This is a genomic window from Reyranella sp. (assembly GCF_050185545.1).
In the GTDB taxonomy this organism is placed as follows: domain Bacteria; phylum Pseudomonadota; class Alphaproteobacteria; order Reyranellales; family Reyranellaceae; genus Reyranella.
Window position 1 is genome coordinate 32,777 of sequence record NZ_JBFWZI010000021.1, and the last position, 25,644, is coordinate 58,420.

At 66.7% G+C, this 25,644-nt stretch carries 28 protein-coding genes and 1 pseudogene; 10 read left to right on the plus strand and 19 right to left on the minus strand.

All coding sequences use genetic code 11. The features are described from left to right. Window positions 1-637: 637 nt before the first annotated feature. The 5 genes from AB7O82_RS08390 to AB7O82_RS08410 all read right to left on the minus strand — a co-directional run bounded on the left by AB7O82_RS08390 (window position 638) and on the right by AB7O82_RS08410 (window position 5,208). Complete coding sequence (locus AB7O82_RS08390) at window positions 638-1,633, minus strand: hypothetical protein (RefSeq protein WP_428539790.1); 996 nt, start codon at window positions 1,631-1,633, stop codon at window positions 638-640. Between the two features lie 52 nt (window positions 1,634-1,685). After that, window positions 1,686-2,453, minus strand: a complete 768-nt coding sequence (gene pgeF / locus AB7O82_RS08395) for a peptidoglycan editing factor PgeF (protein ID WP_428539793.1) — start codon at window positions 2,451-2,453, stop codon at window positions 1,686-1,688. Between the two features lie 10 nt (window positions 2,454-2,463). Continuing rightward, on the minus strand, window positions 2,464-3,474 hold the full coding sequence (locus tag AB7O82_RS08400; protein WP_428619175.1) for a class I SAM-dependent methyltransferase: 1,011 nt from the start codon (window positions 3,472-3,474) through the stop codon (window positions 2,464-2,466). A 68-nt stretch (window positions 3,475-3,542) separates the two neighbouring features. After that, a complete protein-coding gene (gene lgt, locus AB7O82_RS08405; RefSeq protein WP_428539799.1) occupies window positions 3,543-4,352 on the minus strand; it encodes a prolipoprotein diacylglyceryl transferase in 810 nt (269 codons plus the stop codon). 403 nt (window positions 4,353-4,755) lie between these two features. Continuing rightward, complete coding sequence (locus AB7O82_RS08410; RefSeq protein ID WP_428545821.1) at window positions 4,756-5,208, minus strand: YbjN domain-containing protein; 453 nt, start codon at window positions 5,206-5,208, stop codon at window positions 4,756-4,758. 425 nt (window positions 5,209-5,633) lie between these two features. Between AB7O82_RS08410 and AB7O82_RS08415 the strand changes: the two genes are divergently transcribed. From AB7O82_RS08415 to cynS, 4 genes are read left to right on the plus strand one after another with little or no spacing between them, the layout of a single operon-like run. Then, window positions 5,634-7,037, plus strand: a complete 1,404-nt coding sequence (locus tag AB7O82_RS08415) for an ABC transporter substrate-binding protein (RefSeq protein ID WP_428619178.1) — start codon at window positions 5,634-5,636, stop codon at window positions 7,035-7,037. Window positions 7,038-7,051: 14 nt separating this feature from the next. Further along, the gene (gene ntrB / locus AB7O82_RS08420; RefSeq protein ID WP_428545753.1) at window positions 7,052-7,900 is read left to right on the plus strand and encodes a nitrate ABC transporter permease; all 849 of its coding nucleotides are present in this window, start codon (window positions 7,052-7,054) and stop codon (window positions 7,898-7,900) included. Between the two features lie 6 nt (window positions 7,901-7,906). Next, window positions 7,907-8,821 carry an ABC transporter ATP-binding protein gene (locus AB7O82_RS08425; protein WP_428545756.1) on the plus strand — a complete coding sequence of 305 codons (915 nt, stop codon included), beginning with the start codon at window positions 7,907-7,909 and terminating at the stop codon, window positions 8,819-8,821. Next, entirely contained in the window at window positions 8,808-9,254 is a 447-nt protein-coding gene (cynS, locus tag AB7O82_RS08430; protein ID WP_428545759.1) for a cyanase, read from the plus strand. The genes AB7O82_RS08425 and cynS overlap by 14 nt, the downstream gene beginning before the upstream one ends. Window positions 9,255-9,723: 469 nt before the next feature. Here the strand turns inward: cynS and AB7O82_RS08435 are convergent, their stop codons facing one another. The 7 genes and pseudogenes from AB7O82_RS08435 to AB7O82_RS08465 all read right to left on the minus strand — a co-directional run. Further along, the gene (locus AB7O82_RS08435) at window positions 9,724-10,026 is read right to left on the minus strand and encodes a copper-binding protein (protein WP_428545762.1); all 303 of its coding nucleotides are present in this window, start codon (window positions 10,024-10,026) and stop codon (window positions 9,724-9,726) included. Window positions 10,027-10,049: 23 nt separating this feature from the next. After that, a complete protein-coding gene (locus AB7O82_RS08440) occupies window positions 10,050-10,532 on the minus strand; it encodes a cupredoxin domain-containing protein (RefSeq protein WP_428545765.1) in 483 nt (160 codons plus the stop codon). A gap of 117 nt (window positions 10,533-10,649) precedes the next feature. Next, window positions 10,650-12,038, minus strand: coding sequence for a multicopper oxidase family protein (locus AB7O82_RS08445; protein ID WP_428619180.1), 1,389 nt, complete (start codon window positions 12,036-12,038; stop codon window positions 10,650-10,652). A 15-nt stretch (window positions 12,039-12,053) separates the two neighbouring features. Continuing rightward, on the minus strand, window positions 12,054-13,490 hold the full coding sequence (locus AB7O82_RS08450) for a TolC family protein (RefSeq protein ID WP_428619182.1): 1,437 nt from the start codon (window positions 13,488-13,490) through the stop codon (window positions 12,054-12,056). Further along, window positions 13,487-13,708 carry a hypothetical protein gene (locus AB7O82_RS08455; RefSeq protein WP_428619184.1) on the minus strand — a complete coding sequence of 74 codons (222 nt, stop codon included), beginning with the start codon at window positions 13,706-13,708 and terminating at the stop codon, window positions 13,487-13,489. Before AB7O82_RS08455 ends, AB7O82_RS08450 begins: the two co-directional genes overlap by 4 nt. A 152-nt stretch (window positions 13,709-13,860) precedes the next feature. Beyond that, on the minus strand, window positions 13,861-14,379 hold the full coding sequence (locus AB7O82_RS08460) for a hypothetical protein (RefSeq protein WP_428545776.1): 519 nt from the start codon (window positions 14,377-14,379) through the stop codon (window positions 13,861-13,863). A gap of 100 nt (window positions 14,380-14,479) precedes the next feature. Beyond that, window positions 14,480-15,412: pseudogene (locus AB7O82_RS08465) on the minus strand (type II toxin-antitoxin system HipA family toxin); the annotation flags it as partial. Between the two features lie 107 nt (window positions 15,413-15,519). On the opposite strand from AB7O82_RS08465, the gene AB7O82_RS08470 reads away from it, so the two are divergent. From AB7O82_RS08470 to AB7O82_RS08495, 6 genes are read left to right on the plus strand one after another with little or no spacing between them, the layout of a single operon-like run. Then, complete coding sequence (locus AB7O82_RS08470; protein WP_428545779.1) at window positions 15,520-16,269, plus strand: GntR family transcriptional regulator; 750 nt, start codon at window positions 15,520-15,522, stop codon at window positions 16,267-16,269. Then, window positions 16,266-17,099, plus strand: coding sequence for a transporter substrate-binding domain-containing protein (locus AB7O82_RS08475; RefSeq protein ID WP_428545782.1), 834 nt, complete (start codon window positions 16,266-16,268; stop codon window positions 17,097-17,099). The genes AB7O82_RS08470 and AB7O82_RS08475 overlap by 4 nt, the downstream gene beginning before the upstream one ends. An 18-nt stretch (window positions 17,100-17,117) precedes the next feature. Continuing rightward, a complete protein-coding gene (locus tag AB7O82_RS08480; protein WP_428545785.1) occupies window positions 17,118-17,795 on the plus strand; it encodes an amino acid ABC transporter permease in 678 nt (225 codons plus the stop codon). Window positions 17,796-17,803: 8 nt separating this feature from the next. Continuing rightward, window positions 17,804-18,469 carry an amino acid ABC transporter permease gene (locus AB7O82_RS08485; protein WP_428545788.1) on the plus strand — a complete coding sequence of 222 codons (666 nt, stop codon included), beginning with the start codon at window positions 17,804-17,806 and terminating at the stop codon, window positions 18,467-18,469. Next, window positions 18,466-19,230: an amino acid ABC transporter ATP-binding protein gene (locus AB7O82_RS08490; RefSeq protein WP_428545791.1), complete on the plus strand. Its 765-nt coding sequence runs from the start codon at window positions 18,466-18,468 to the stop codon at window positions 19,228-19,230. Before AB7O82_RS08485 ends, AB7O82_RS08490 begins: the two co-directional genes overlap by 4 nt. 14 nt (window positions 19,231-19,244) lie before the next feature. Next, window positions 19,245-20,195 carry an aminotransferase class IV gene (locus tag AB7O82_RS08495; RefSeq protein WP_428545794.1) on the plus strand — a complete coding sequence of 317 codons (951 nt, stop codon included), beginning with the start codon at window positions 19,245-19,247 and terminating at the stop codon, window positions 20,193-20,195. A 316-nt stretch (window positions 20,196-20,511) separates the two neighbouring features. Here the strand turns inward: AB7O82_RS08495 and AB7O82_RS08500 are convergent, their stop codons facing one another. The 7 genes from AB7O82_RS08500 to AB7O82_RS08530 all read right to left on the minus strand — a co-directional run bounded on the left by AB7O82_RS08500 (window position 20,512) and on the right by AB7O82_RS08530 (window position 25,641). Next, entirely contained in the window at window positions 20,512-20,763 is a 252-nt protein-coding gene (locus tag AB7O82_RS08500) for an SDR family oxidoreductase (RefSeq protein WP_428545797.1), read from the minus strand. 66 nt (window positions 20,764-20,829) lie between these two features. Beyond that, entirely contained in the window at window positions 20,830-20,970 is a 141-nt protein-coding gene (locus AB7O82_RS08505) for a hypothetical protein (protein ID WP_428545800.1), read from the minus strand. A 59-nt stretch (window positions 20,971-21,029) separates the two neighbouring features. Further along, window positions 21,030-22,886: a flavin-containing monooxygenase gene (locus AB7O82_RS08510; RefSeq protein WP_428545803.1), complete on the minus strand. Its 1,857-nt coding sequence runs from the start codon at window positions 22,884-22,886 to the stop codon at window positions 21,030-21,032. Between the two features lie 585 nt (window positions 22,887-23,471). Then, a complete protein-coding gene (locus AB7O82_RS08515; protein ID WP_428619187.1) occupies window positions 23,472-23,774 on the minus strand; it encodes a hypothetical protein in 303 nt (100 codons plus the stop codon). Continuing rightward, window positions 23,759-24,016 carry a hypothetical protein gene (locus AB7O82_RS08520; RefSeq protein WP_428619190.1) on the minus strand — a complete coding sequence of 86 codons (258 nt, stop codon included), beginning with the start codon at window positions 24,014-24,016 and terminating at the stop codon, window positions 23,759-23,761. Before AB7O82_RS08520 ends, AB7O82_RS08515 begins: the two co-directional genes overlap by 16 nt. A gap of 190 nt (window positions 24,017-24,206) precedes the next feature. Then, a complete protein-coding gene (locus AB7O82_RS08525; RefSeq protein ID WP_428619191.1) occupies window positions 24,207-24,392 on the minus strand; it encodes a hypothetical protein in 186 nt (61 codons plus the stop codon). Window positions 24,393-24,480: 88 nt separating this feature from the next. Further along, window positions 24,481-25,641, minus strand: a complete 1,161-nt coding sequence (locus AB7O82_RS08530; RefSeq protein ID WP_428545812.1) for a hypothetical protein — start codon at window positions 25,639-25,641, stop codon at window positions 24,481-24,483. Window positions 25,642-25,644: the final 3 nt, after the last annotated feature.

Here is a 25,644-nt window from a genome sequence, read left to right on the forward strand (position 1 = left end):
AAAACTGAGCCGCTCCGGAAACTCTAGCAGCCCCGGCCCCCTGTGCGCCAAGCCGATTTCACAGCCGGGAGAGGTTCTTCATTTCCTTCCCCCGTCATCGGCTACGGAATGGAGCCATTCTCCAACCCCGTCTTATGGGGGAGGTGCCCCCGGGGCGAAGGGCGAAGGCCGCAATCGAGATCCATGACTTTCTGACGTCGGAATGCGAGGCATCTCGACTGCGGCCCCGTATGACGCTTCGGCTTTGCTCAGCGCAGAGGCACCTCCCCATAGGCTTACCCTGAGGAGCGGCCCGCAGGGCCGCGTCTCGAATCAGGTGAATTGACCTTCGCCCTTTGGTCGGCAAAGGAGGGACCGCTGCGACACCGCTTTTTTCAACGATCTACTGTTTGGCCCATCCTTCGAGACGGCCGCTGCGCGGCCTCCTCAGGCATTCGCATATAACAAGAAAAGACCATCATCCCGACCGGAGCCGAGCGCAGCGAGGCGTAGTGGAGGGACCTTTCTTCTGGCAGCACCAGCAAGATAAGGTTCCTCGACTACACCGCCCTCCGGGCGGCTTCGCTCGGGATGACGGTCTTTTCTTGTCATATGCGAATGCTCTGCCCGGTGACGGGGGAGGAACATGAGAATGAGCTCACCGCGGGCGGTTGATCGCCTTTTCCAGGAGCTCGAGCACGCCTTCCGATGCCGCCGTGGCCACGATATCGCCGAAGCCCGCCCACGAGCCCTTGGTCGCGGCGGCCGGCACCGGGTTGGCCTGCTCGAGGTCGCCGATGGTCTTGCCCGACGGATCCTTGACGTACCACTTGATGACGAGCTGCACGGTGCGCTCGTCGACCGGCGTCACGGTCACCGTGCCGACGACGGTGAAGACGTCGGGCGCCTCGGCATCGACGACGATGATCTTGCTCGAGCCCAGGGCGCGACGCATGCCGGAGTAGAGCTGGCGATTGCCGTCCGAGGGGGCGCCGGTCACCGGTGTGACCAGAACCTTGACCCGGGCCTCCTGCATCTGCGGCCCCTGGCCGGGCAGCTGCGGCGGCGGCGGTGTAGCGGCCGTGGCCGTCGTCGGCGCGAGGCCGGCGATCGGCGGCACCGTAAGGTCGGGTGGCGGCTCCTCGGCGACGGTGATGCCGGCGGCGACCTGACCGGGTGAGCGCGGCTTGAAGTTGGGCGGCCGGCCGATCATGGTCGCGACCCGCGGCGCCGCCTGGTAGGCGATGCGCGAGACCAGCCGCTCGGTCGCGTCGGCGTAGTCCTCGGGCCGCGCCCGGGTCTTGGTGGTCGATTCCTGCGGGCTCGGCGCGCCGTCGACCTTCCAGTCGACCTGGATCTCGATGCCGGTTTCGCCGGCGTCGCGCGTGCTCATCGTGCTGCTGATCTGGATCGGTGCCTGGGCGGGCTGCACGGCGGCGACGATGCCGTAGGATTGCAGCTCCATCGCCAGCGACGCGGCGACGCGCCGGGCCATGGGCGGCGGCATGTTCCTGGGCGGTGCGATCGCGACCTCGATCTTGTCGCGCGGCAGCTGCCGGATGGGCGCCGCGGCATCGTTATGCTCGAACGGACGCGGCGGCGCGGCGCAGGCCGCCAGCGACAACAGGCAGAGGAGCGTCACAGCAAGGCGCATGTCGCGACGACCCCGAGCACGCAGCACACCATCAGGATGATCAGGTAAGGCATCAGCGTCGCAGGGCGATGGCCGACAGGCCGCGGCCATAGTCGCGCACGCCCTGCAACGTATTCCGGCGATAGCTGAAGAAGTCCTGGCTGGCCGCAAGCGTATCGTGCCCGGTGGCGGTCGCCGCCACGCCGGCAAGCCCGATGCGGTGGACGAGGTAGCCCGACAGGTCGAACAGGAAATGACCGGCGCGCGAGGCTTGGCGGAAGAAGGCGGCGTTCGCCGGATCCTGCGCCAGGAAGGGTGCCGGAAACTCGGGGCCGACCTCGTACGACCGGTGACCGATGCACGGACCGACGGCCGCCTGGAGGCGGTCGCGCCGGGAGCCCAGCCGCTCCATGGCGATGATCGTCGCATCGACCACGCCGGCGAGCGCACCGCGCCATCCGGCGTGGGCAGCGCCGATCACCCCGGCGGCCGGATCGGCGAGCAGCACTGGCGCGCAATCGGCGGCGAGCACGCCCAGCACGACGCCCGGCCGGTCGGTCACCAGCCCGTCAGCCTTGGGCGCGCCCGGCGAGGTCCAGCGGTCGTCGCCGACGGTCAGCACCTCGGTTGAATGGATCTGGTGCACGGTCAGCAGGTCGGGCTCGGCGCGATCGAAAGCGGCGGCGACGCGACGGCGATTCTCGCGCACATTGTCCGGCGGGTCGGCCGAGCCGTAGCCGCAATTGAGCGACGAATAGAGGCCGCTGCTGACGCCCCCGTGACGGGTAAAGAACCGGTGCTGCACGCCGTCGAGCTCGGCAAGCGAAGTCGCCTGGATCATTGGGCCTGGATCATGTCGTGCTCGGGAAGCTGTCCGAAAAGCCGGGTGGTTCGCTGCTTGGGGTGTTGCCCACGGCCAAAACGCGAAACAACGTGCCCATTTGATCCGGGTCGATCAAGCGCGCCAATGCCGCGTCGATGGATTGCCGCTGCGACAGGGTCGCGCGCGCCTTCAGCGCCTCTGCACGCTGGATGATTCCGACGCGCCGCAGGAAGTCGCCCTGGCCGGCGGGGCCGAAGGCCGGCATGCCGGTCGCGCGGGCGAGGCCGGTGAAATCGACGTGGGCGCTGAGATCGGTCTCGCCCGGCCGATCGAGGATGTCGCTGCCGCGGTGTTGGCGCACCGCCTGGAGCGAGAGGCCGCTCGTCGCGTCGAACCCGTAGTCGATGATCAGCGCCCAGCCGCCGTCGCGCCGCAGGCGTGCGCCGATCGCGGCGGCAAGCGCGAGGCCCGCTTCGCAGAGCTCGGCCTGGCGGCCGGGCACGGCCTCGGGCAGGGCGGCGGCAAAGGGCGTGCGACCGGGCGCCAGGGCGAGCCGCAGCGTCTCGCCGTCACCGGCCAGGCCGACCATCCGCTCGATCCAGCCCTGCGCGGTGCAAACGAACTGGCGGACCGGCAGGGCATCGAAAAACTCGTTGGCGATCAGCAGCAGCGGCCCGTCCGGCACGTCGTCGAGCCGGTCGTGCCAGGTCGGCGCGAGCCCGGCGAGCGCCGTGGCTTGGGCAGCACGCAGGCGCTCGCTGATCTCGACCAGATGCAGGTCGAGGGCGGCATGGAAGCCGGCGACGCCCCGGGTGGCCCGCAGCGCATCGGCCAGCAGAGTGCCGCGACCCGGTCCCAGTTCGACCAGGCGCACCGAAGAGGGACGGCCCATCGCCATCCAGCGCTCGGCCAGCCAGGCCCCCAAAAGCTCACCGAACATCTGGGAGATTTCCGGCGCCGTGGTGAAGTCGCCGGCGGCGCCGAGCGCCAGGGCCTTGCGGTAGTAGCCGAAGCGCGGGTGGCCCAGCGCCTCCGCCATGAAGTCGGCGACCGGGATCGGCCCCGTGAGCGCGATGCGGCGGGCGAGCAGGCGGCCGAGCGGGGTGGTCACGCGAGCGCGGGCCGCCGCTCGGCGCGTACGATCAGCCAGGCGCCGAACGCCACCATGGGCACCGACAGCAGCATGCCCATGGTGAGCGGCCCCCACAGGTAGCCGAGATGGGCATCGGGCTCGCGGAACACCTCGCCGACGATGCGCGCCACGCCGTAGCCCGCACAGAACACGCCGGTCAGCAGGCCGGGACGGCGGCGGCCGTCGGTCCAGCGCCACACTGCGGCCACCACGAGGAACAGCACCACGCCCTCGAAGAACGCCTGGTAGAGCTGGCTGGGATGGCGTGGCAGTGGGCCGCCGCGCGGAAAGATCATCGCCCACGCCACATCGCTGGTGCGGCCCCACAGTTCGCCATTGATGAAGTTGGCCAGCCGGCCGAAGAACAGGCCGATCGGCGTCACGATCGCCACCAGATCGGACAGCATGAAGGGGTCGACCTTGTTGCGGATGGCGAAGGCCAGGATGGCGGCGATGACCCCCAGCAGGCCGCCGTGGAACGACATCCCGCCCTCCCACAGGGTGAGGACGGCGAGCGGGTTGGCGAGGTAGAAGCCCGGCTTGTAGAACAGCACGTAGCCCAGCCGCCCGCCCAAGATCACGCCCAGGGCGGCCCATACCAGGAAGTCGTCGATCTTGACTGGCGACAGGAGCTTGGGCGTCTGCTCGCAGACGCGGCGCATGATCTGCCAGCCGATGACGAGGCCGGCGATGTAGGCCAGCGCGTACCAGCGGATGGCGAACGGCCCGATCTCGATCAGTACCGGGTCGATCTCAGGGTAGGGGAGCAGCAGGAGGGTGTTCATTGCCGGGCGTTATAGCCGGCCAATCGTGTCCGCAGAATGGTTGCGGCGCCGGGCTCATTATCCTCCCGGCGAAGCTGGGGAGGTGTCGCCGTCTTGCGGCGACGGAGGGGGCATGGCTGGGAGCGCGCCCCCCCCCAGGCGCGCAGCGTTCCCATCACACCTCCCAAGAGCCCCCACCGCTTGGCGCGCTCCCAGCGCATGCCCCCTCCGTCCGCGATTACGCAGCCACCTGCCCCCAGCAAAAGCTGGGGAGGAGAAGGCGTTGCGGCGCCGGCCTCGAGGGCCGGCGCCGCCGAAAACGATCCGAACTGTTCTTGTGTTTTTGTCGAGAGAGGGGGCGTCGGTCGTTCTCGTTTGGGGTTGACGATATTCCTCGTCGAGGAGTGGCGGGGCCCGTTCTGGTTCAGGCCTCCCCGACCGTCTCCAGGATCGATGCGGTGAGGGCATCGATGGGCGACTTGCCGGCCCACACGACGTACTGGAAGGCGGGGTAGAAGCGCTCGCTTTCGTTGATGGCGACCTCGACCAGATCGTTCAACTGCTCGGGCATCAGGCCGGAGGTGCCGCGCAACGGGATGGCGTGGCGAAACATCGGCAGGCCTTCCTCGCTCCACAGGTCGAAGTGGCCCAGCCACATCTTTTCGTTGATCAGGGCGAGCAGGACATGAATGTCGCGATGCCGCTCGCTCGGGATGCGCACGTCGTAGGCGCAGGTGAAATGTAAGGCCTCGACGTCCTCGCGCCAGCTGAAGAACATCCGGTAGTCGCACCAGCGGCCGGCGACCTCGACGGCGATTTCCTGCTCGGACGTACGGTCGAACGGCCAGTCGTTTTCCGAGACGATCTTTTCAATCATTTTCAAAGGGTTGAGATCGGCTTTTCGCCTAACTCGCTCCTGCCGCGATAACGCCATCGACCCCACTCCCCCAACTGTTCCGTCTTGCGGTGCCTGATGGACCTTTTCTTGCGACGGGTGGTCGACATATCGTTGGTGGAGACCAAGCCACCCACAAGAGGTAGCCTGCCACACGCTTGCAATTCGATGCAATCGAAAATTATGACTTGAATGGGGAAAAAGCAAGCGATTCCATAAATTTAATCCCCAGAGTTAACATAGATCTCCGCTTGTTCCGCAGTACGAATTGGCAAACTGTGCCTCAATTTTAGGCAATCCATGGGATGGGCTATCCGGCCTCATGCTGTCTTTCGAGGCTGTGAGGCCGCTGGCACGGCGCTTGCTTCCAATTGCTCCAAGACGCCGGGAAGCGTTTGGGAGGCCGCATGTCGATGTTCAAGGATCCGTTCGACCCCAGGTCGTTGCTGGGGCGGTGTTCATGCGGCGGAAGCCACAGGGCCGCCGACCACGACCGACTGACAATGGCGGCCGCGCCAGCAATGGCGGCCATGCCGGCAGCGGCGCCGGCTCCGGCCGGCGAGGAGGCGCGGTGGAACCGGGTCGTCGACGCCGCCGTGCTGCGCGCCACCTTTCCGGTCGATGACAACCGACGCCGGTTCCTCAAGACGGTGGGCGCGGCGACGGCGCTGGCGGCGATTTCGAGCGTGTTCCCGCTGGCGGCGGCGCGCGAGGCTTTTGCCCAGGGCGGCGCGCCGGAGAAGAAAGACCTCAAGGTCGGCTTCATCCCCATCACCTGCGCCACGCCGATCATCATGGCCCATCCGATGGGCTTCTATTCCAAGCAGGGGCTCAACGTCGAAGTGGTCAAGACGGCGGGCTGGGCGGTAATCCGCGACAAGTCGCTGGCGAGGGAATACGACGCCGCGCACATGCTCTCGCCGATGCCGCTTGCGATCTCGCTCGGCATCGGCTCGAACCCGGTGCCGTGGACCATGCCGGCGATCGAGAACATCAATGGCCAGGCGATCACCCTGGCCATCAAGCACAAGGACAAGCGCAATCCCAAGGACTGGAAAGGCTTCCGCTTCGCCGTGCCGTTCGACTACTCGATGCACAACTACCTGCTGCGCTACTACGTGGCCGAGCACGGGCTCGATCCGGACAAGGACATCTCGATCCGCTCGGTGCCGCCGCCCGAGATGGTGGCCAACCTCCGGGCCGACAACATCGACGGCTATCTCGGCCCCGACCCGTTCAACCAGCGCGCCGTCTATGACGGTATCGGCTTCATCCATCTCCTGACCAAGGAGATGTGGGACGGCCATCCGTGCTGCGCCTTCACTGTCAGCAAGGAATTCGCCAGCCAGAATCCCAACGCCTACCGCGCGCTCCTCAAGGCGATCATCGATGCCACCGCGTACGCCTCGAAGGCGGAAAACCGCAAGGAGATCGCCAAGGCGATCGCGCCGCAGAATTACCTGAACCAGCCCGAGACGGTGCTGGAGCAGATCCTGACCGGCACCTACGCCGACGGGCTGGGGGCTGTGAAGAAGGATCCCAAGCGCATCGACTTCGATCCCTTCCCGTGGAACCAGTTCGCCGTCTGGATCCTGAGCCAGATGAAGCGCTGGGGCCAGCTCAAGGCCGACATCGACTACGCCAAGGTCGCGTCCGAGGTGTACCTGGCGACCGACACGGCCGGGATGATGAAGGAGATGGGCCTCACCCCGCCCGATCCGTCGAAGAAGTCGATCGTGGTCATGGGCAAGGCCTTCGACCCGGCGAAGCCCGACGACTACGTCAAGAGCTTCGCGATCAGGCGGAGCTGACCGGGATGCCATCCATGGGCAAGTCGCTCGGCGTGCGGGCCGCCCTGCTGTCGCTCCTGATCTTCGCCGCCATCGTCGGCCTGTGGCAGATCGCGGTCCAGCCGGCCGGGGGCGGCGGCGGTGCCGCGGTCGACCCCGAGTACGCCAAGCTGGTCGGCGCCGCGGCGGCGACCGGCGCCAAGTCGGCAATGCCCTCGCCGGCCGACATCGGCGCCACCATCTGGAAGCACCTGGCCGATCCGTTTTACGTGCGCGGCTCGAACGACAAGGGCATCGGCGTCCAGCTCGCCTACTCGCTCGGGCGCGTGCTGCTGGGCTTCGGCCTTGCGGCCTTGCTCGCCGTGCCGCTCGGCTTCGTCATCGGCATGTCGCCGCTGGTCTATCGCGCGCTCGATCCGTTCATCCAGATCCTGAAGCCGGTGTCGCCGCTCGCCTGGATGCCGCTCGCCCTCTACACCATCAAGGACAGCGCCATCTCGTCGATCTTCGTGATCTTCATCTGCTCGGTCTGGCCGATGCTGATCAATACCGCCTTCGGCGTGGCGAGCGTGCGGCGCGAATGGCTGAACGTGGCGCGCACCCTCGAGGTCGGCCCGCTGCGCACGGCCTTCAGGGTCATCCTGCCGGCGGCGGCGCCCACCATCATGACCGGCATGCGCATCTCGGTGGGCATCGCCTGGCTGGTCATCGTGGCGGCCGAGATGCTGGTGGGCGGCACCGGCATCGGCTACTTCGTATGGAACGAGTGGAACAACCTCTCGATCGCCAACATCGTCACGGCGATCCTGCTGATCGGCCTGGTCGGCCTCTTGCTCGACCAGGCGCTGGCGCGCCTCACCCGGCTCGTCACCTATCCCGAGTAGGCCGCCATGGAACGTCCCCTGATCTCGATCGAAGGGCTGGCGCGGCGCTTCGGCGACAGCACGCAACCGGCGGTCTTCGAGGACATCTGGTTCGGCATCGAGCGCGGCGAGTTCGTCTGCCTGATCGGCCATTCGGGCTGCGGCAAGACGACGATCCTGAACGTGCTGGCCGGCCTCGACCAGCCGAGCGACGGCGCTGTCATCGTCGACAATCGCGAGATCGACGGGCCGAGCCTCGACCGCGCCGTGATCTTCCAGGGCCACGCCCTGCTGCCCTGGCTTACGGTCATGGGCAACATTGCCTTCGCCGTCTCCTCGCGCTGGCCGTCGTGGGACCGTGCACGGGTCCAGGAACACGCCCGCACGTTCATCGAGCTGGTCGGGCTGAAGGGGGCGGAGGCCAAGCGACCGGCCCAGCTTTCCGGCGGCATGAAGCAGCGTGTCGGCATCGCCCGTGCGCTCTCCATCCAGCCCAAGATGCTGCTGATGGACGAGCCGTTCAGCGCGCTGGACGCGCTGACCCGCGGCATGCTGCAGGACGAGGTGCTGCGCATCTGCGCCGACACCAGGCAGACCGTGTTCATGATCACCCACGATGTCGATGAAGCGATCCTGCTCGCCGACAGGATCGTGCTGATGACCAACGGGCCGGGGGCGAAGATCGCCGAGATCGTGCAGAACACCATGCCGCGCGACGAGCGCCATCGCAACGACCTGCACCGCCATCCGCAGTACTACGCCATCCGCAACCATCTGGTGGAGTTCCTGGTCAACCGCTCCAAGGCGTTCGACCGGGAGATCGCCGCGACCGCCTACGATCCGCGACGCGTGAAACTTGTGAAGCCGGGCCTCGCGGCGATCCATCCATCGGCCGAGATCGTGCCTCTGACAACCGGGAGAAGACACAATGAAGCGGGCTGACGTCACCGAGAAGATCCTGAGCGCCAAGCGCATGAAGGAGCTCAGCTGGGACGAGATCGCCAGGAAGATCGGCGGCGCCTCGAAGATCATCGTCACCGCTGCCTGCATGGGCCAGATGAAGATGACCAGGGAGCAGGCGACCAAGGCCGCCAGGCTGTTCGGGCTCAGCAAGGAAGAGACGCTGCTCCTGCAGGAGGTGCCCTATCGCGGCTCGCTGCCCCAGGTCCCCCCGACCGACCCGCTGATCTACCGCTTCTACGAGCTGGTGCTGGTCTACGGCACGACCTGGAAGGAACTGATCCAGGAGGAGTTCGGCGACGGCATCATGAGCGCCATCGATTTCGACATGACCCTGGAGCGCCTGCCCGACCAGAAGGGCGACCGGGTCAAGATCGGCATGACGGGCAAGTTCCTGGGGTACAAGACGTACTGAGCCCCGCGTTCGCGCTTCACCGACATCCAGGCGGCGGTTGGGCATTGGCATATTCCTAATTCTCCGACATCCGAGCGGTGCCGTCGAGGGACCTCATCTTGCGGCGGTCGAGGCGCCCCTCTCGCCGTTGGGAGCATCGGGTTCCTCACCTCCGCCCGAGCAGGTCGCGGGCACGGTGAGCTTGAGCTACGCAGCGTGCTTCCCGCCGCCAACGGGTGAACGCTACACCATCCATCGCGAGGTCGGGCGGACCGGCGCTGCTCGCGCCGCGATGGTCGACTTCATCGACGACCGCCGCCAGCACCGACGGGTCCGGCTGCTTCGCGTCAGATCCGGAGCGGCTTGGCTCGACGGCAATCCAGGGCGGTCGCCTCCATGGAGAACACATCGCCTTGCCGCGAGATGGGGAACGCCCTTTCGAGGCCGCTGTCGAGAGTGACGGTCACAAGGCTTTCTCCGATCACGAATGCTACTTCTTCTGGATCTTCGTCACCGTGATCGCGCCGTTGACGCGGTCGGCTTCGAACCTGACGTTGTCGCCGGTCTTGACGGCCTTGAGCATCGCCGGGTCGGCGACCCGGAAGACCATGGTCATGCTGTCCATGTCGAGATTCTTGATCGGTCCGTGCTTCAAGGTGATCTTGCCTGCCGCCTCGTCGATCTTCACGACCTGGCCGTCGGCCGGGGACGGCGCGGCCTGGGCGAAAACGACCGACCAGGAACCGAGCGTGACGGCGACGGCGGCCACAAGGGCCGGGATGAGCTTGCGCATGCTGACCTCCATCGTGTGGCGCACTACTTCACGATCACGGTGCCGAACATCCCGGACTCGCGGTGGCCCGGGATCAGGCAGGAGAAGTCGAACTCGCCGACCTTGGTGAAGCGCCAAAGGATCTCGCCGGTCTTCTTCGGGCCGAGGCGCTTGGCATTGGGGTCGTCGTGCTCCATGTCCGGATTCTTCCTCATTTCCTCGGCGTGCTTGAGGTTCTCCGCCAGGGTCGCCAGCACGATCTCGTGGTCGATCTGCCCGTTGTTGCGCAGCATGAATCGGACCTGCTCGCCCTTGCGAACATCGATCCTGTTCGGGATGAATTCCATCTTGCCGTCACCCGTCTCGCGCATGACGATCTGAACGATGCGCGCCGGCTTTTTCGGGTCGCCCGGCATTCCATACGCGACCTCGGTCGCATGGCTGTGGCTGTGGCCTGCATCGGCGAGGGCGAAGCCCGACGCCGTGAGGGTGGCGAGGACGGATACGACGACTGCGACTGATCGCATTAAGCTGCTCCCGTTGGCTGTTGGGGGTGACAGTCGATTGACGACGATAAAGCGCGAGATCTCCGCTTCGTTGCGACTTCGTTGCGGGGACCGCCGATCATGCGACGTTCGCGGCGGTCAGTGGCTGCCATGACCACCGCGCGGCTTGACGACCTGCATGGAGCGGCGTCCCTGCGGCACCGGCTTGGGCGGGGAGGCGCGCGTCGCCGCGGGGGCCGGCCCCTTGATCTCGTAGGCCACCGTGCCGGCCGGATGCTGGTACCAGCCGGGGTCCTTGTAGTCGCCGGCGGCCAGCCCTTCACGGACCTTCACCACCGTGAACATGCCGCCCATCTCGACCGGGCCGAACTGGGCGAACCCGGTCATCATCGGCAACGTGTTGTTGGGCAGGGGCATCTCCATGTCGCCCATGTCGGCCATGCCGGCGCTGCCCATCGCCATGTATTCCGGCACCAGCCGCTTCATCTGCCTGGCGAAGTCCTTCTTGTTCACGCCGATGAATGTCCGGATGTCGTGACCCATCGCGTTCATGGTGTGGTGCGACTTGTGGCAGTGGAGCGCCCAGTCGCCCGGATAGATCGCATCGAACTCGTAGGCGCGCATGGCGCCGACCGGGATGTCGATCGTCACCTCCGGCCAGCGCGCTTCCGGGCGCACCCAGCCGCCGTCCGTGCACGTCACCTCGAAATCGTAGCCGTGCATGTGGATCGGATGGTTGGTCATCGTGAGATTGCCGACGCGCACGCGCACGCGGTCGCCCTTGGCCACGACCAGGTGGTCGATGCCCGGAAACACCCGGCTGTTGAACGTCCACATGTTGAAGTTCAGCATCTCGGCGACCTTCGGCACGTAGTTGCCGGGGTCGATGTCGTAGGCGGCGAGCAGGAACACGAAGTCGCGGTCGACGCGATGCAGCTTCGGGTCGCGCGGATGGACGACGAAGAAGCCCATCATGCCCATCGCCATCTGGACCATCTCGTCGGCGTGCGGGTGGTACATGAAGGTACCGCTCTTCTTGAGCTCGAACTCGTAGACGAAGGTCTTGCCCGGCTTGATGTGCGGCTGGGTGAGGCCGCCCACCCCGTCCATGCCGTTGGGCAGCAGCATGCCGTGCCAGTGGATCGTCGTGTGCTCGGGCAGGTGGTTGGTGACGAAGATGCGCACCTTGTCGCCTTCGACCGCCTCGATGGTGGGACCGGGGCTCTGGCCGTTGTAGCCCCACAGCCGGGCCACCATGCCGGGGGCCATCTCGCGCTCGACCGGTTCGGCCACCAGGTGGAACTCCTTCCAGTCGCCGTTCTGGCGCCACGGCAGGGTCCAGCCGTTGAGCGTCACCACCGGCTGGTAGTCCGGCCCGCTCGTCGGGTAGAGCGGCGGCTGCATGGTGTTGCGGGTCATCGTCGGCGCTTCGGGAATGGACTGCGCCTGGACGCGGCCGCTGACCGCGGTGGCGCCCAGCAGTGCAAGTCCCGAAGCTCCCACGAGGTTGCGTCTCGAGAGATTCATGTCGATCTCCGTTGGTCAGAGGCCCAGGGGAATGGTTTCGGGTGGCGGCGTCGTGTTGATGACGCCGGAGGGCGGCACGGTGCCGCCGACGATCAGCGCTGCCTGCAGGTCGGCGACGGCGAGATGGTAGTCGCGCAGCGCATCGAGCGAGGCGATGGCCGAATTGATGCGTTCACGCTCCTCGGCCAGGAGCTCGAACACGTCGACCAGCATGCCATTGTAGCGCAGCAGGAGCTCCTCCGAAATCTGTCGGCGCAACGGCAGGATGCGGGTCTCGTAGAAGCGCGCGATGTCGTAGCTGGCGCGGTAGGCCATGTAGGCCGCGCGGGCCTCCGACCTGGCGTTTATCGATCGCTCGGCGAGGCGATTGACGGCGCGCATGTAGATTTCGCGAGCCGTCGTCACGCGCGCCTCGCCGGTGTCGAAGATCGGGATCACGATTCCGAGTTCCAGGCCATAGCGGTTCTTCGAGGTCTGCTCGCCGGCATCGTTGTTCTCGAGCTCGTTGCGAAAGCCGCCGCCGAGCTCGAGGAACGACATGTATCGGGTCGCGTCGACGAACTTGGCCGACTTGGCCAGGGTCACGATCTCGTAGCGCAGCACGATCAGGTCGACGCGGCGGCGCATGGCCTCCACTTCGACGTCCGCGACGGGCTCCGCCGCCTTCGGCAGGGCGGGCAACCGGGCCGGCAAAGTGTAGTCGAGATCGGTTCCCCACAGGCCGAGGAGCCGATTGAGCGCTTCCCGTTCCTTGGCGACGGCGAGCCGCGCCTGGGCGACCTGGGCGCTGAGCTCGGCGTAGAAGACCGCGACGCGCCCCTGGTCGAGCTTGTTGGCGCCGCCGGTCTCCCCCAGTTGCTTCATCATGCGGGCGGAGGCGTCGGCGGCCTCGCGCGACTGCTCGAGCAGGGCGAGCCTCTGACGGGCGGCGACGGCGCGAATGTAGGCTCGGCGTGCATCGACGGAGAGGCTGAGGGTCGTCGCGATGGCGCGATAGCGCGCCTCCTCGAACTCCCTCCTGGCGATCTCGGTCCGGGCGGGCAGCGTGGCGGCCGCCAGAAGGTTGCCGACCAGCTGGAAACCGATCTCGACGAAGCCGCCGGTGCCGAACAACCGCGAAACGGTCAGCGCCGGATTGGGTGGCAGGCTCGTCTGCACGTACTCGGCTTCGGAGAGGCCGAGATCGTTGTAGGCCGCCTGCAGGCCGCGATTGTTCAGCAGGGCGACCTGGACGGCCGTGTCCTCGCTCAACGGCCCGGCGAGCAACGCTTGCATGCGCTCGCGCGCCCGACGGTTGTCCTCGGCGGACGTGAGCTTCGCGACATCCTTGCCGATCTCCTTTCGCACCCCGTCGGCGACGGGAGCCATCCCGCCGTCGCCGGTGAACTTCGCGCAGCCGGCAGCCAGCAGTCCCAAGGCCGCTGCATGGGCCATCCTGGAAGCAACGGTCATTGGCGACTGCCGCTCGGCGCGACGCTGTCGTTGAGCTCGCGCCACGGCTTGAGCTCCACCGGCCCGTAGGCGACGGTGCCGGCCATGACCGGCTGGTAGGGGGCGGCGACCACCGCCGCGTCCGGGCTGGTGGCGTCGGCCGGGGACAATTCCGGCAATGGCGAGGAGCTGCACGCGGCGACGGTAAGCGCCAGCGCTCCCAGTATCAGGACTCTCATCTGCAACGACCCGAAAAGAAATTGACCAACGTCGTGCCTTCCGACGCCTGCCGCGGCGGAGGGTTCAGGCTGGTTCGCGCAGGCCGGGTGCCGGGACGTGGGACGACCTCGACCGCCCACGATCGGACACGCGCCGTCGGCGCGAGCCTCGGTCAGCCCAGTCTGGGGGGTCTTTCCGCGCGGTCGCTCGACCGTCCTTCGAGCATGTCGGCAATGCTGGCGATGCGCACTCCAGGCAAGTCACCCGCGCCCGCCACATCGACCGTCGGCGTGGCGAGGGCAGCGTGGCAGGCGATGGTGCAACAGCCGCTTGCCGCCATGTGCCCCGAAGGGTCCACGGGGCAGTTCGCGGGGTGCGGTTGCTCGCCATCGGTCACGGCGAGATCCGGGCACGGGGCCGTCGTCGCCTCGCCGGCTTGATGCCCGGCATGCGCCAACGCGTCGTCCGCCGGCTGATGGGAATGACCGGCAGCGCCGCCGTGCGCCAGCGCGGAGCCGACCGCCATTACGAGGCCGACCGTGGCAAGCACAATCGCTCGCACCAGCAGCTTGAGGGGGTTGCTCCCGCGCATGGCGACGAAAATGGCCACCGCTCCCGGGGTTGTCAACGCAGCGCCAAAGAAAGTGAAGATTGGCTCACGCTCCGTGTCGGCGACGCAGGCGCGCGCCATGTTGCTCCAAGGACTTCAACACCGGCCAACGATCGTCCGGGCTCGGCGTATTCGTGGCGTGACGGTGGCGCAATCGTTCATCCAGCGTTGTTGGCTGTTGCGCGAGACCGCGCTTGAGATCGTCGTGGTCGAACGCGCTCGCCATGCGGGCGATTTCGCTGGATCGGGCGCCAACCTCGCCTGCGACCTGCCGCCAGGTCGAGGTGGCCGCCGCGACTTCCTTGATGATGCCGCGCGCCGCCGCGAGGCTGAGACCGGAGTATTCCGAGGCCGCCTCCAGAAGGTCGATCGAGCAGGTACCCTCGTCGAGATCGATGTTGGTCGTCAGCGCACGGGCCTTGAGATCGGTCGGAACCGGGTTGAGGTCATAGGCCGGCGATAGCGATCAGCCGGCCTTGCCGAGCCAGGGAAAGCCGTGGTTGCGGAGGTGATCGTCGACGTTGGAGATCAGCACATTGAAGGCGACACGACGACAGAGTGCCTGTGCATCGGCCTTTGCCCGCGCGCCGTGCTGCGTGAGCGCATCGACGATTTCAGGATAGCTGCCGCGTTCGCCGTCCGTCATCCAGTCATCGCCATCGCGGACAGGAATGGGATGCGAAAGGTGCCCATCCGGTCGAAGCGTCGCGACAGCAGCACGGGCTTTCCGGCAACTTGCAGCAGTTCGTGGGAGGGCGTGGCAATGCCGGCCCTTTCGGCGAGGCGGAAGGCGATCTCCTCCCATGTCTCGATGCTGTAGTCATCGATCTCCTTCGGAAACTTCAGGATGGAGAGCCGGCCGTGCTGGTCGATGACGGACGCCTTGGGGCGCGCACCGCCCAGCGACGTTCCGGGCGCAAAGATTAGCTGGATGTCCTCGTCGGTCTCTTCGTCGCGAAAGATGCGTTCGGTGACCTGGAGGAGGCGGCCCGGGTGGATCAGAGCGGGCACGCCCGTGCGACTTGGTGCTTGGAACACCCGCTCTCCTGTTCGACGAAAGCGCAGGGCACCAAGCCGGGGGCTCATCGGCGACGCCCAGAAGATAGTCGCTCTCGATCGAGGAGGGTCGTCCGGCCCATCTCCTTTACAGTTTGTTGACGGCGCGAGCATCTTTGGTAGATTGTCAACAATCGACGACGGCGCCAACGCCGAGGGCATTTGTTGTCACTGCCTGACCTCTCGCCAGCCGATGTCATCTCGCCGCTGGACCCCGTTCCGCGGAGCACGCTGCGTGCGCATGTCGCCGAGCGGCTGCGGGCGGCGATCCTGGCGGGTGACATCGTGCCCGGCGCGCCGCTGGTGGAGACGGCGCTGTCGCAGCGCTTCGACGTCAGTCGCGGACCGCTGCGCGAGGCGCTGCGGCAGCTGGTCGAGGAGGGACTGCTGGTCACGGTGCCCTACACCGGCACGCATGTGGCCTCGCTGTCGGTCGAGGACGTGCGCGAGATCTATTCGCTGCGCACCGCCTTGGAAATCTTCGCCTTCGAGCAGGTGTGGGAGCGGCGGGACGATCGCTTCCGGCGCGAGCTTGAGCGTCGCAACGCGGCCCTGCTTGCCACCATCGACGCCGGCGACGATCGCGCCAGCATCGCCAGCGAGCTCGAGCTGCATGGCCTGGTCTACGAGACGAGCGGCCACAAGTTGCTGCAGCGCGCCTGGCACGGCCTGCGCGGCCGCTTGCAGCTCTACTGGGCGGCCCATCATCGCGCGCACGGCCGGCGCGGTCCGCGGCGCGACAGCCACGACAGCTACATCGCGGCCGCGCTGGGCGACGATCTCGCGGCGATGCGGCTCGAGATTGCCGATCACATGCGGCGCGGCGCCGAGACCACCGAGCGTTTCCTGCGCTCGTTGCCGACGAATACGGGGCCGACGAATACGGGGAAGTCGAAGAGGGGAGTCGTCACATGACCATCAGTCGCCGTTCATTGATCGCCGTCGCGGCCGCCGGAAGCGGCCTGCTCGCCCTGCCGCTCGTCGCGCGCGCCGACGGGACGCTGGACGAGGTGAAGAAACGCGGCACCCTGCGTGTCGGCGTGACCCAGGCGCCGCCCTGGTACTCCAAGGACCCCAAGACCGGCCAATGGTCGTCCGGGCTTGGCGTGTTCATGGGCAAGGCGATGGCGCAATCGCTCGGCGTCAAGTTCGAGCCGGTGGAGGTCTCCTGGGGCAATGCGATCGCGGCGCTGCAAGGCAACAAGATCGATCTGATGTTCGTGCTCGACGCCACGGCGGAGCGCAAGCAGGCCGTCGACTTTCCCGCGACCGCGCTGCTCTGGTACTCGCTCGCGGTCCTGGCGCGCGACGACCTGCCGGTGAAGACCTGGGAGGATCTCAACAAGCCGGGCGTACGCCTGTCCTGCGCCCAGGCGACGACCGTGGACTCGTTCCTCACCAAGCATACGCCGAAGGCCGACATCCAGCGCTTCCCCGGCAACGTCGAGGCGATCGCGGCCTTCCAGTCGGGCCGGGTCGATGCGGTCGGCATGTTCCATCCGCCCCTGCTCGCGGCCCGGCAGAAGCTCGGCAAGGGCAAGCTCGTGGTGCCGACGCCGGCCGAGTCGGTGCCCTCGAGCGTCGCCGCGCGCAAGGGCGACACGGCCTTCGTGGCCTGGATCGACAAGGCGGTCGGCGAGTACTACCGCAGCGGCCAGACGCAGAAATGGTACGAGCAGTCGCTCGCCGATTTCGGTCTCGACCCCAAGACGGTGCCGCCGATCATCAAGGAGATGATCACCTGACTGTCGCCGCGGCAGCCGATGTACCAGTGGGACTTCACGCCGGTCTTCGCCAACGCCGGCCTGTTGGCGGAAGGCCTGGTCAACACGCTCAGGGTGACGGCCGTCTCGCTGGCGTGCGGTCTGGTGCTCGGCCTCGTCCTGGCGTTGCTGCGGCTCTCGCCACGGCGCTGGCTTTCATGGCCGGCCGGCCTTGTCATCGAGATCTTCCGCACGACGCCGCCGCTGGTCCAGCTCTTCTGGTTCTTCTTCGCGCTGCCGCTGATCCTGGGCATCGAGATGACGCCGTTCGCCGCCGCCGTCGTCACCTTCTCGATCCAGTCGGCGGCATTCTTCGCCGAGGTCTTCCGCGCCGGCATCCAGTCGATCGAGCGCGGCCAGTGGGAGGGCGCGCTGGCGATCGGCATGTCGCGGCGCCAGGCGCTCAACAGGATCGTCCTGCCCCAGGCGGTGACGCGCATGATCCCGGCTTTCCTGGAGCGCTCGATCGAGCTGATGAAGACCACGACCCTGGTCGCCACCATCGCCTATGCCGATCTCCTCTATGAGGCCAACGCGATCGCCCAGAAGACCTATCGTCCACTCGAGACCTTCACCACCGCGGCGCTCATCTATTTCGTCGTGATCTTCGGCTTCAGCCTGCTGGCGCGACGGCTCGAGCGGCGGCTCGCCGTGAGCGGCGAGTCGACGGTGCATTGAGCCGGCGCATGGCACAGACCTGGGACTTCGCCTCGATCTTCGCCAATTCGGATGCGCTGATCGCCGGCGCCATCGGCACGGTGCGGCTCTTCGCGATCTGCCTGGTGCTCGGGTTGGGACTGGGCCTGGTGGTCGGCCTCGGGCGCTATGCCCATACGAAGTGGTTCAACCTGCCGGTTGCGGCGTTCGTCGAGTTCTTCCGCAACACGCCCGTTCTGGTGCAGATGCTGTGGTTCTATTTCGCGCTGCCCATCGTGGCGCCGTTCGAGATCAGCTCGCTGGCAGCGGCGTCACTCGGCATCTCGCTCAATACCGCGGCCTTCTCCGCAGACATTTATCGCGGCGGCATCCAGTCGATCGAGCGCGGTCAATGGGACGGCGCCCGGGCGATCGGCATGCGGTGGAGCCAGGTGATGCGCAGGGTCATCCTGCCCCAGGCGCTGAAGCGCATGACGCCCGCGCTCACCAACCGCGCGATCGAGGTGTTCAAGATGACCACGCTGGCCTCGGCGGTGGCCTATGTCGAGCTGCTGCAGCAGGGCAAGCTGATTGCCTCGCTGAATTTCAATCCGATCGAGGCCTATACGACCATCGCCGTTATCTTCTTCGTCATCCTGTGGCCGCTCGTCCAGCTCACCTACCTGCTGGAGCGACGGCTCCGGAGGAACGAATGACGATCCTGCGGGTTCGCGGCCTCGCCAAGCGCTTCGGCGACAACGAGGTCCTGGGCGACATCGATCTCGACGTCGAGCGGGGCGAGCGCATCGCCATTCTCGGCGCATCGGGTTCGGGCAAGAGCACCCTGCTGCGCTGCCTCAACTTCATGGAGCTGCCGACGGCGGGTCGCATCGAGCTCGACGGGCGAATGATCGGCAGCGAACGCGGCCGGTCGGTCGTCTATCGCGAGGACGAGCTTACCGCCGTGCGCCAGCGCGTCGGCATGGTGTTCCAGCTGTTCAATCTCTTCCCGCACATGACGGCGATCGGCAACGTGATGGAGGGGCTGCTTACCGTGCGGCGCCAGCCGAAGGCCGAGGCGCGGGCGCGCGCCGAGAAGGAGCTGGCGCGCGTCGGCCTCGTCGACAAGGCCGAGACCTGGCCCGCCCATCTGTCGGGTGGCCAGAAGCAGCGCGTCGCCATTGCCCGTGCGCTCGCCATGGATCCCGAGCTGCTGCTGTTCGACGAGCCGACCTCGGCGCTCGATCCCGGGCTGGTGAGCGAGGTGCTGGGCGTGATCCTGGCGCTGGCCGAGGAAGGCCGCACCATGCTGCTGGTCACGCACGAGGTGGGCTTTGCCTACCACATGGCGACGCGGGTGATCTTCCTGGCCGACGGGGCGATCCACGAGCAGGGCACGCCCGACGCGGTCCTCAAGAACCCGCAGAGGGAGCGCACGCGCGCCTTTCTCGCCAGTCACCGCCAATTCAGCTTCTAGGAGCAAGCAGGACCGTGAAGGAAGCAACGAGCGCCCCAGGCGCACAGGGATACGGCGCGCGGGGATACAGCGCACAGGGATACAAGGCCGATTCGCGCAACGACACGGTCCTGGTCTACGTCAACGGTGCGTTCGTGCCGCGCAATGAAGCGCGCGTGTCGATCTTCGATGCCGGCTTCGTGCTGGGCGACGGTGTGTGGGAAGGGCTGCGGCTGGTCAAAGGCAAGTTGATCAGTCTCGAGGCCCATCTCGACCGCCTGTTCGAGGGCGCCCGCGCGATCGATCTCGATATCGGCCTCGATCGCGCCGGCGTCGTGAAGGCGGTGCAGGATACGCTCGACGCCAACGGCATGACGGATGGCGCGCATATCAGGATGATGATCACCCGCGGCATCAAGAGCACGCCCAACCAGGATCCGCGCTTCATCGTCTCCGGTCCGACGATCGTGGTCGTGGCCGAGTACAAGTCACCGCTGCCGGAGGCCAAGGCCAGGGGCTATTCACTGTTCACGTCGACCTTCCGCACCAGCAACCCCGACACGTTCGACATGCGGCTCAACTCGCACAGCCGGCTCAACCTCATCCAGGCGCTGATCCAGGCGATCAAGGCGGGCGCCGACGAAGCCCTGATGCTCGACCCGCGCGGCTTCGTGGCCTCGTGCAACTCGACCAACTTCTTCATCGTGCGCAAGGGCGAGCTGTGGACCTCGACCAGCCTCTACAGCTTCAAGGGCATCACCCAGGGCAACGTGATCGCGGCGTGGCGGGCCGCCGGCGGCGTCGCCAGCGAGTGCGACTTCACCCTCGCGCAGGTCTATTCGGCCGACGAGGCGTTCGTCACCGGCACCCTGGGCGGCGTGACGCCGGTGACTCGCGTCGACGGTCGCCCGATTGCCGACGGCAAGCCGGGCCCGGTGACGGCCCGGGCAAGCAGGCTCTATCTCGAGTCGGTCGGCGCGGCGTGACGGCCCGTCTGCTCAAAGCCCTCCTATGAAATTCGGGGCGGTACCGCCCCGAATATTTCAGCATCGTGCTGCGCGCCGGGCGTGCTGGGTGTTTCTCCCGTAATCGCAGGGCATTCGCATATGAAAAAGCGCCGTCATCCCGAGCGGAGCCGCCCGAAGGGCGACATAGTCGAGGGACCTTTCTCGCTGGTGCTGCAATAAGAGAGGTCCCTCGACTACACCTCGCTTCGCTCGGCTCCGCTCGGGATGACGGCGCTTTTTCATATGCGAATGTCCTGCGACTACGGGGGAGGCATTGTAGACGTCTCCACTCCGCTCACACCCGATCCGGATTGTAGGCCCGTATGGGGCGATGGGTCTTGTAGGCGGACTTCTGATCGGCCCACATGACGCCGGTGGCGCCGCCGCCGTTGACGACAATGGCTTGGCCGGTGACGAAGCTGGAGCGGTCGCTCGCCAGGAAGAGCGCCATTTGCGCAATGTCGTCTGGCCGACCGGCGCGAGGGATCGGTTGGAGGCCGGCGTAGTCCGAGATGCGCTCCTCGATGAGCGAATCCGGCTTGCCCACGGTGTTCGCCGAGAGTGGCGTCGCGATTGCGCCCGGACAGATGCAGTTGACGCGAATCGAGGCCTCTCAGAGCGGCATCGCCGCCGCCTTGGTCATGTGGATCACCGCCGCCTTGGCGGCGGAACAGACGATCGGGCCTCGGCCGGCGATCACCCCGGCGATCGAGCCGGTGTTGATGACGCCGACCTTGCCTGCCAGTTCCGCCATATTTGCCCTCCCTCCGTCGGGCATTCGGCGCGCGCAGGGGCGTGCTCCCGTTGGAGCCGCTACGCCAACCGATAGGGCGTCATCGATGTCTGCGCCGCCTCGCGCCTGTCGTGCCAGCGTTTGCCGCCGCCGTAGTAGGCGAGGCTGCCCGGCTTCGCCTTGCCGTCACCGTTGTAGTAGGAGAGGCAGTCCCGCAACGGTGCCGACAGCAAATCCATTTCGGCACAGTGCTGGGTGTACTCCTCTTCCGCCTCCTGGGTCACGTCGATGGTTGCCGCGCCGCGCGCCCTGACCGTCTCCAGAGCCCAGACGATGTAGTGGGCGTGCATTTCGGCGACGCGGGTGAAATTGAACTGGCCACCGCCGCCCTGCGGGCCGTTCATGATGAGGAGATTGGGGAAACCGGCCGAATGCATGCCGAGGAAGGTCTTCGTTCCTTCCGCCTCCCACTTCTCCTTCAGCGTCCGCCCTCCCAGCCCGCGAATCATGTTGAAGGAGCCGGTGCCCATCCATTCGAACCCGGTCGCGTAGATCAGCACATCGAGCGGATACTCCACGCCGCCATGAACGACGCCTCGTTGGTTGATTAGTTTCACGCCGGTAGGCGCCGTGTCGACGAGGTGGACGTGGTCCAGGTTGAAGGCGGACAGGTATTCGTCGTGGAAGGTCGGCCGCTTGCAGCCATATGGATAGTAAGGCTTCAACGCCGCCGCCGTTTTCGCGTCCTTCACAACGGCATCCACCCGGCCGCGTATCTGCTCCATGATGCGGAAGTTCGTGTTGAGCTGAGCCCGGATCATCTCCTCGGGCGAAAGCTCACGCTCGTGCTTCTTGGCGCGCTTGTACTCCACGATCTTGCCCGACAGGAAGTCGTCGTTGCCCTGCAGCGCGGTGCGTCCGGCGGAGATGAGGGCCAGGCGTTCGCGCCGTTTGACCGCCCAGTCCTTCTCGTGCGGCCAGGTTGCGTACTCCTCCTCGGTCGTGGCGCGCTGGTCGCGCACATCGATGGACGAGGGCGTCCGCTGGAAGACGTGGAGCGATTTTACCACCTTGGCGATCTCGGGCACGACCTGCACGGCCGTGGCACCGGTGCCGATGATCCCGACCCTTTTTCCCTGCAGTTCGATGTTGTAGTTCCAGCGCGAGGTGTGGAAGGCCTCGCCCCTGAACGTCTCCATCCCCTCGATCCTGGCGAGGCGCGGCGTCGTCAGGATGCCGTTGGCCAGCACGACGAAGCAGGCGCGCATGGCATCGCCCCGGTCGGTTTTGACGATCCAGCGCCTGGCCTTGTCGTCCCACACCGTTTCCTCGACCGTGGTGTGAAACAGGCAGCGGTCGTAGAAGCCGAACCGCTCGGCCATGAGCTGGCAGTATTCCAGGATCTCGAAACCCGAGGCGAACTTCATCGACGGGATGTGGCCCATCTCCTCGAGCAGCGGCAGGTAGCTGTAGCTCTCGACGTCGCAGGCGATGCCGGGATAGCGGTTCCAGTACCAGGTGCCGCCGACATCGCCGCCCTTCTCGCAGAAGCGCACGTCGGTGAAGCCGGCCTTCATCAGCCGGTACCACAGGAGGAGGGCGCCGAAGCCTGCCCCGATCACCAGGATCTCGCAGTCGTCGTCGAGGGCGTCGCGCGGCACCGGCGCATCGGAATAGACATCCTCCAGATACCTGGCGAATTCGCCTTCGAGGCGGATGTAGTCGGCGGCGCCTGAGCGGGCTTCCTTGAATTTCCGGTACCTCGCCTGTTCCTCGGCGTCGAATACCGCGCCGGGCGGCGGCGGCGGCAGGGTCTTGAGGGCCGCGTCCTCGACGATCGAGTAACCCTTTCCGGCGATCCTGTCGGTCGCCTTGGCGGCGCGGGTGGCGAACAGCTTGCGGCCGGTCTCGGAGTCTATGCGCACGGCCTGGCTCATGTGTGCAACTCCGTGCTCGGCTTGTCTGCCAGAATCGAGGTACCGGAGTAATGACCGCACGACGACAGTCGATGAGTCGCGAGCCGGATGTCGGCGAGGCCAGACGCCTCGGTATGCCCGATCTGCTCGAGCTCGGGCGCACGGCCCCGTGCTTCGGCGAGCGCCCGCGGTCGCGACAGGAGATACATCGAGTCAACCTCCATGCTGGTGCTCCGTCAGTGTCGTATCTCACTCTAGGAGACGACGCGCGGTCGGGTAAGATGAGAATCGGCACCCAGCTTCCGCCACATGAAAGCCAATGGCCGGCATGTCGGAGCGCAATGGATCGCCGCGCTGCACGATGACGGGGCGCGTCCATGCCGCTCGATTGCAGCACCGCCGCAGCATGTTCGCACCGCCTCGGCATCGACGGTTCGCGGATCACGGTGGTAGAGTCGGGACGCCGTCCGTGCGCTTCCGCCTCCCGAAACGAACGCACCCGGAAGGCCGTTGTCACCAGCCGGTTTGTCGATGTGGCCCCGGTAGTCGTCGGCTGCCGCGAGGCGACCATGTAGAAGCAGCGGACATGCTGCGGCCTCGATCCGGTCAGACCCGCGCGGAGGGATTTCCACGCCGCCAGGCCTTTCGTCCAATGGCCGGCGGCGGCGGCGATCTCGGCACATCCGCCGCGTAGGTTGCATGGGCGCTGCTTCGCTTGCCGTTCCAAATGAAGTGCTGGGTCGACGCGGGAGCCAGCTGGTAGAGCGACGGGGACGGGCAGCGGTCGTCGTTGGCCAGTCGCTGCGATTGCCCGATCGACAGGAAGTTGGTCTTGTGCAGCCCCGCGATGCCCGCCAGGGCGATGGGCGCGCCATTGTGGGGCGCGCCGAGGGTTACGAGGCTCGCCACCTTCGCCAGCCCGTCACCAGGCCGCGGTTGCCGGCGGCGGCGTCGATCCAGGTCGCGCCGATGTCGGAATTCAACAGGTTGGTGCGCATGTCCTGGCCGAACTTGCGCAGCTCGCCGGCCGTGAAGCGCTGCTTGCCGTTCATCATCTCGATGATCTGTGCCCGGAAGGCAAGGAGTTGCGGGGTTGCCTCGGGCGAGATCGCGGCGACGCCCATGCTTCCTTTCGAGATCGCGACCGACACTGAAGGGCCTTCCGCACCGGCCGACGACAGAATGAGCTGGATTTCCGGCATTCGCCACCCCGTCCGACGAAAGCCCGTCTACAGCACAGCCTTGCGTTGAAGGCGCCGGACAAATTCGCCCGGAGGCGAGCACGGGTCTGCCCGGGAGTGTTGCACGATGGCGCGCTTCACGGCTTGCCGGAAGCGTCCTTTAACTCTTGGCGCCGGGGCGTTTGCGATCGGCGGCGCCGTCCTGCGGCGTGCGGCGAAACATCAACTGGTCCGCCGGTGCTGTCTCTCGGGTCTTCGGGGCACGGCTGTCGGAGCGGTAGAGGAAGAAGGCATAGGCTGCGGCGCCGGCCAGCGCGGCAAAGACCAAGACTTCGTAGACAGACATGACGCTCCACCTTCACCTGGGCTGCCCGGTTCGCCAGATGTTGCCGCGCCGGCGCACCGGCCGGCTCGCTGTCTGCCGGCCGCTGCCATCAGTGCCAGACGCGCCGCGCTGTTTCCAGAATAACCTCGAGCTTGCGCCATTGCTGGTCGTGGCTGAGGTCGTTGCCGGACATGCCCGAGGCGAAGCCGCATTGCGGACTGATGGCGAGCTGCGCGATGTCGATGAAGCGGCTCGCCTCCTCGATGCGGCGCTGCAGGGCGTCGACCGTCTCGACAGTGCCGGTCTTGGTCGTGACCAGCCCAAGTACGACGATTGGGGCGCTACCAACCGGGCCCCTGGGCACGAAGCGCAGCGGCTCGAAGCCGCCGGCGCGGGCGGTGTCGTACTCCAGCAGCAGGCGATCGAAGCGCAGGGTGGCGAACAGCTCCTCGGCGATGCCGTCATAGGTGCCTTCGCGATGCCACATGCTGGCGCGGTTGCCGCGGCAGATGTGGATGCCGAACACGGCTTTGCCGGCGTGCGGGGCGACCACCGCGTTCGACGCCTTGATGGCGCGCCGGAGGTTGGCCATCGGGTCCTCGCCGGCGGCGCGCATGCGCTCGAGCGTCGCGCGGTCGACATAGCCGGTGTAGCTCGGCTCATCGAGCTGCACATAGGGGCAGCCCGTCGCCACCAGCTCGCCGACCATGCGGCTCTGCACGTCGACGACATCGGCCAGGAAGGCGTCGGCGCTGCTGTAGGTTGCCTTGGAAGCGGGGAGATCGCACATCTGCGAGACCCGGTCCGGGCCCATCAGCATGGCCTTTCCCGGTGTGGTGGCAATCGAGGCGAGGCGACGATATTCGCCGAGCGGGAAATTGCTCAGCAGCCGCAGGCGTGCCGTAACCGGGGTCTTGTAGCTCTGGACGGCATCCGCGCCCATCGTGTTGGCGCGTTCGTGCTCATGGCGCATCGCGGGATTGGCGAGGAAGGATCGCCACGACGCCTCGTCGAGCGCCCAGCCCTCGATCTTGCTGAAGCTCACATGCCAGTTGATGCGGCCGAACTCGCCGTCGGTGACGATCGGAAAGCCGATCGCCTGCTGCCGGGCCACGACGTCGCGCACCGCCTGCTCGACCAGCTCGTCGAGCGCCTCGCGCGCGAGCTCGCCCTTGGCGCAGGCGAGGAACGCGTCTTTCAGCGACGGCGGCCGCAGCAGGCTGCCGACCTGGTCGACGCGCAGCGTGAGAAGGTCGGCCCTGCGTTCCATGTC

Excerpts from the sequence above, each read along its gene's own strand:
- AB7O82_RS08485 (WP_428545788.1), top strand. The coding sequence starts at position 17,804 with ATGGCACAGACCTGGGACTTCGCCTCGATCTTCGCCAATTCGGATGCG.
- cynS (WP_428545759.1), top strand. The coding sequence starts at position 8,808 with ATGAAGCGGGCTGACGTCACCGAGAAGATCCTGAGCGCCAAGCGCATG.
- AB7O82_RS08505 (WP_428545800.1), bottom strand. The coding sequence starts at position 20,970 with ATGGCGGAACTGGCAGGCAAGGTCGGCGTCATCAACACCGGCTCGATC.
- AB7O82_RS08530 (WP_428545812.1), bottom strand. The coding sequence starts at position 25,641 with ATGGAACGCAGGGCCGACCTTCTCACGCTGCGCGTCGACCAGGTCGGC.
- AB7O82_RS08525 (WP_428619191.1), bottom strand. The coding sequence starts at position 24,392 with ATGTCTGTCTACGAAGTCTTGGTCTTTGCCGCGCTGGCCGGCGCCGCA.
- AB7O82_RS08460 (WP_428545776.1), bottom strand. The coding sequence starts at position 14,379 with ATGGCGCGCGCCTGCGTCGCCGACACGGAGCGTGAGCCAATCTTCACT.
- AB7O82_RS08425 (WP_428545756.1), top strand. The coding sequence starts at position 7,907 with ATGGAACGTCCCCTGATCTCGATCGAAGGGCTGGCGCGGCGCTTCGGC.
- AB7O82_RS08435 (WP_428545762.1), bottom strand. The coding sequence starts at position 10,026 with ATGCGCAAGCTCATCCCGGCCCTTGTGGCCGCCGTCGCCGTCACGCTC.
- AB7O82_RS08455 (WP_428619184.1), bottom strand. The coding sequence starts at position 13,708 with ATGAGAGTCCTGATACTGGGAGCGCTGGCGCTTACCGTCGCCGCGTGC.
- AB7O82_RS08480 (WP_428545785.1), top strand. The coding sequence starts at position 17,118 with ATGTACCAGTGGGACTTCACGCCGGTCTTCGCCAACGCCGGCCTGTTG.
- AB7O82_RS08390 (WP_428539790.1), bottom strand. The coding sequence starts at position 1,633 with ATGCGCCTTGCTGTGACGCTCCTCTGCCTGTTGTCGCTGGCGGCCTGC.
- lgt (WP_428539799.1), bottom strand. The coding sequence starts at position 4,352 with ATGAACACCCTCCTGCTGCTCCCCTACCCTGAGATCGACCCGGTACTG.
- AB7O82_RS08445 (WP_428619180.1), bottom strand. The coding sequence starts at position 12,038 with ATGAATCTCTCGAGACGCAACCTCGTGGGAGCTTCGGGACTTGCACTG.
- AB7O82_RS08490 (WP_428545791.1), top strand. The coding sequence starts at position 18,466 with ATGACGATCCTGCGGGTTCGCGGCCTCGCCAAGCGCTTCGGCGACAAC.
- pgeF (WP_428539793.1), bottom strand. The coding sequence starts at position 2,453 with ATGATCCAGGCGACTTCGCTTGCCGAGCTCGACGGCGTGCAGCACCGG.
- AB7O82_RS08475 (WP_428545782.1), top strand. The coding sequence starts at position 16,266 with ATGACCATCAGTCGCCGTTCATTGATCGCCGTCGCGGCCGCCGGAAGC.
- AB7O82_RS08400 (WP_428619175.1), bottom strand. The coding sequence starts at position 3,474 with ATGGCGGAGGCGCTGGGCCACCCGCGCTTCGGCTACTACCGCAAGGCC.
- AB7O82_RS08440 (WP_428545765.1), bottom strand. The coding sequence starts at position 10,532 with ATGCGATCAGTCGCAGTCGTCGTATCCGTCCTCGCCACCCTCACGGCG.
- AB7O82_RS08410 (WP_428545821.1), bottom strand. The coding sequence starts at position 5,208 with ATGATTGAAAAGATCGTCTCGGAAAACGACTGGCCGTTCGACCGTACG.
- ntrB (WP_428545753.1), top strand. The coding sequence starts at position 7,052 with ATGGGCAAGTCGCTCGGCGTGCGGGCCGCCCTGCTGTCGCTCCTGATC.
- AB7O82_RS08510 (WP_428545803.1), bottom strand. The coding sequence starts at position 22,886 with ATGAGCCAGGCCGTGCGCATAGACTCCGAGACCGGCCGCAAGCTGTTC.
- AB7O82_RS08450 (WP_428619182.1), bottom strand. The coding sequence starts at position 13,490 with ATGACCGTTGCTTCCAGGATGGCCCATGCAGCGGCCTTGGGACTGCTG.
- AB7O82_RS08415 (WP_428619178.1), top strand. The coding sequence starts at position 5,634 with ATGTCGATGTTCAAGGATCCGTTCGACCCCAGGTCGTTGCTGGGGCGG.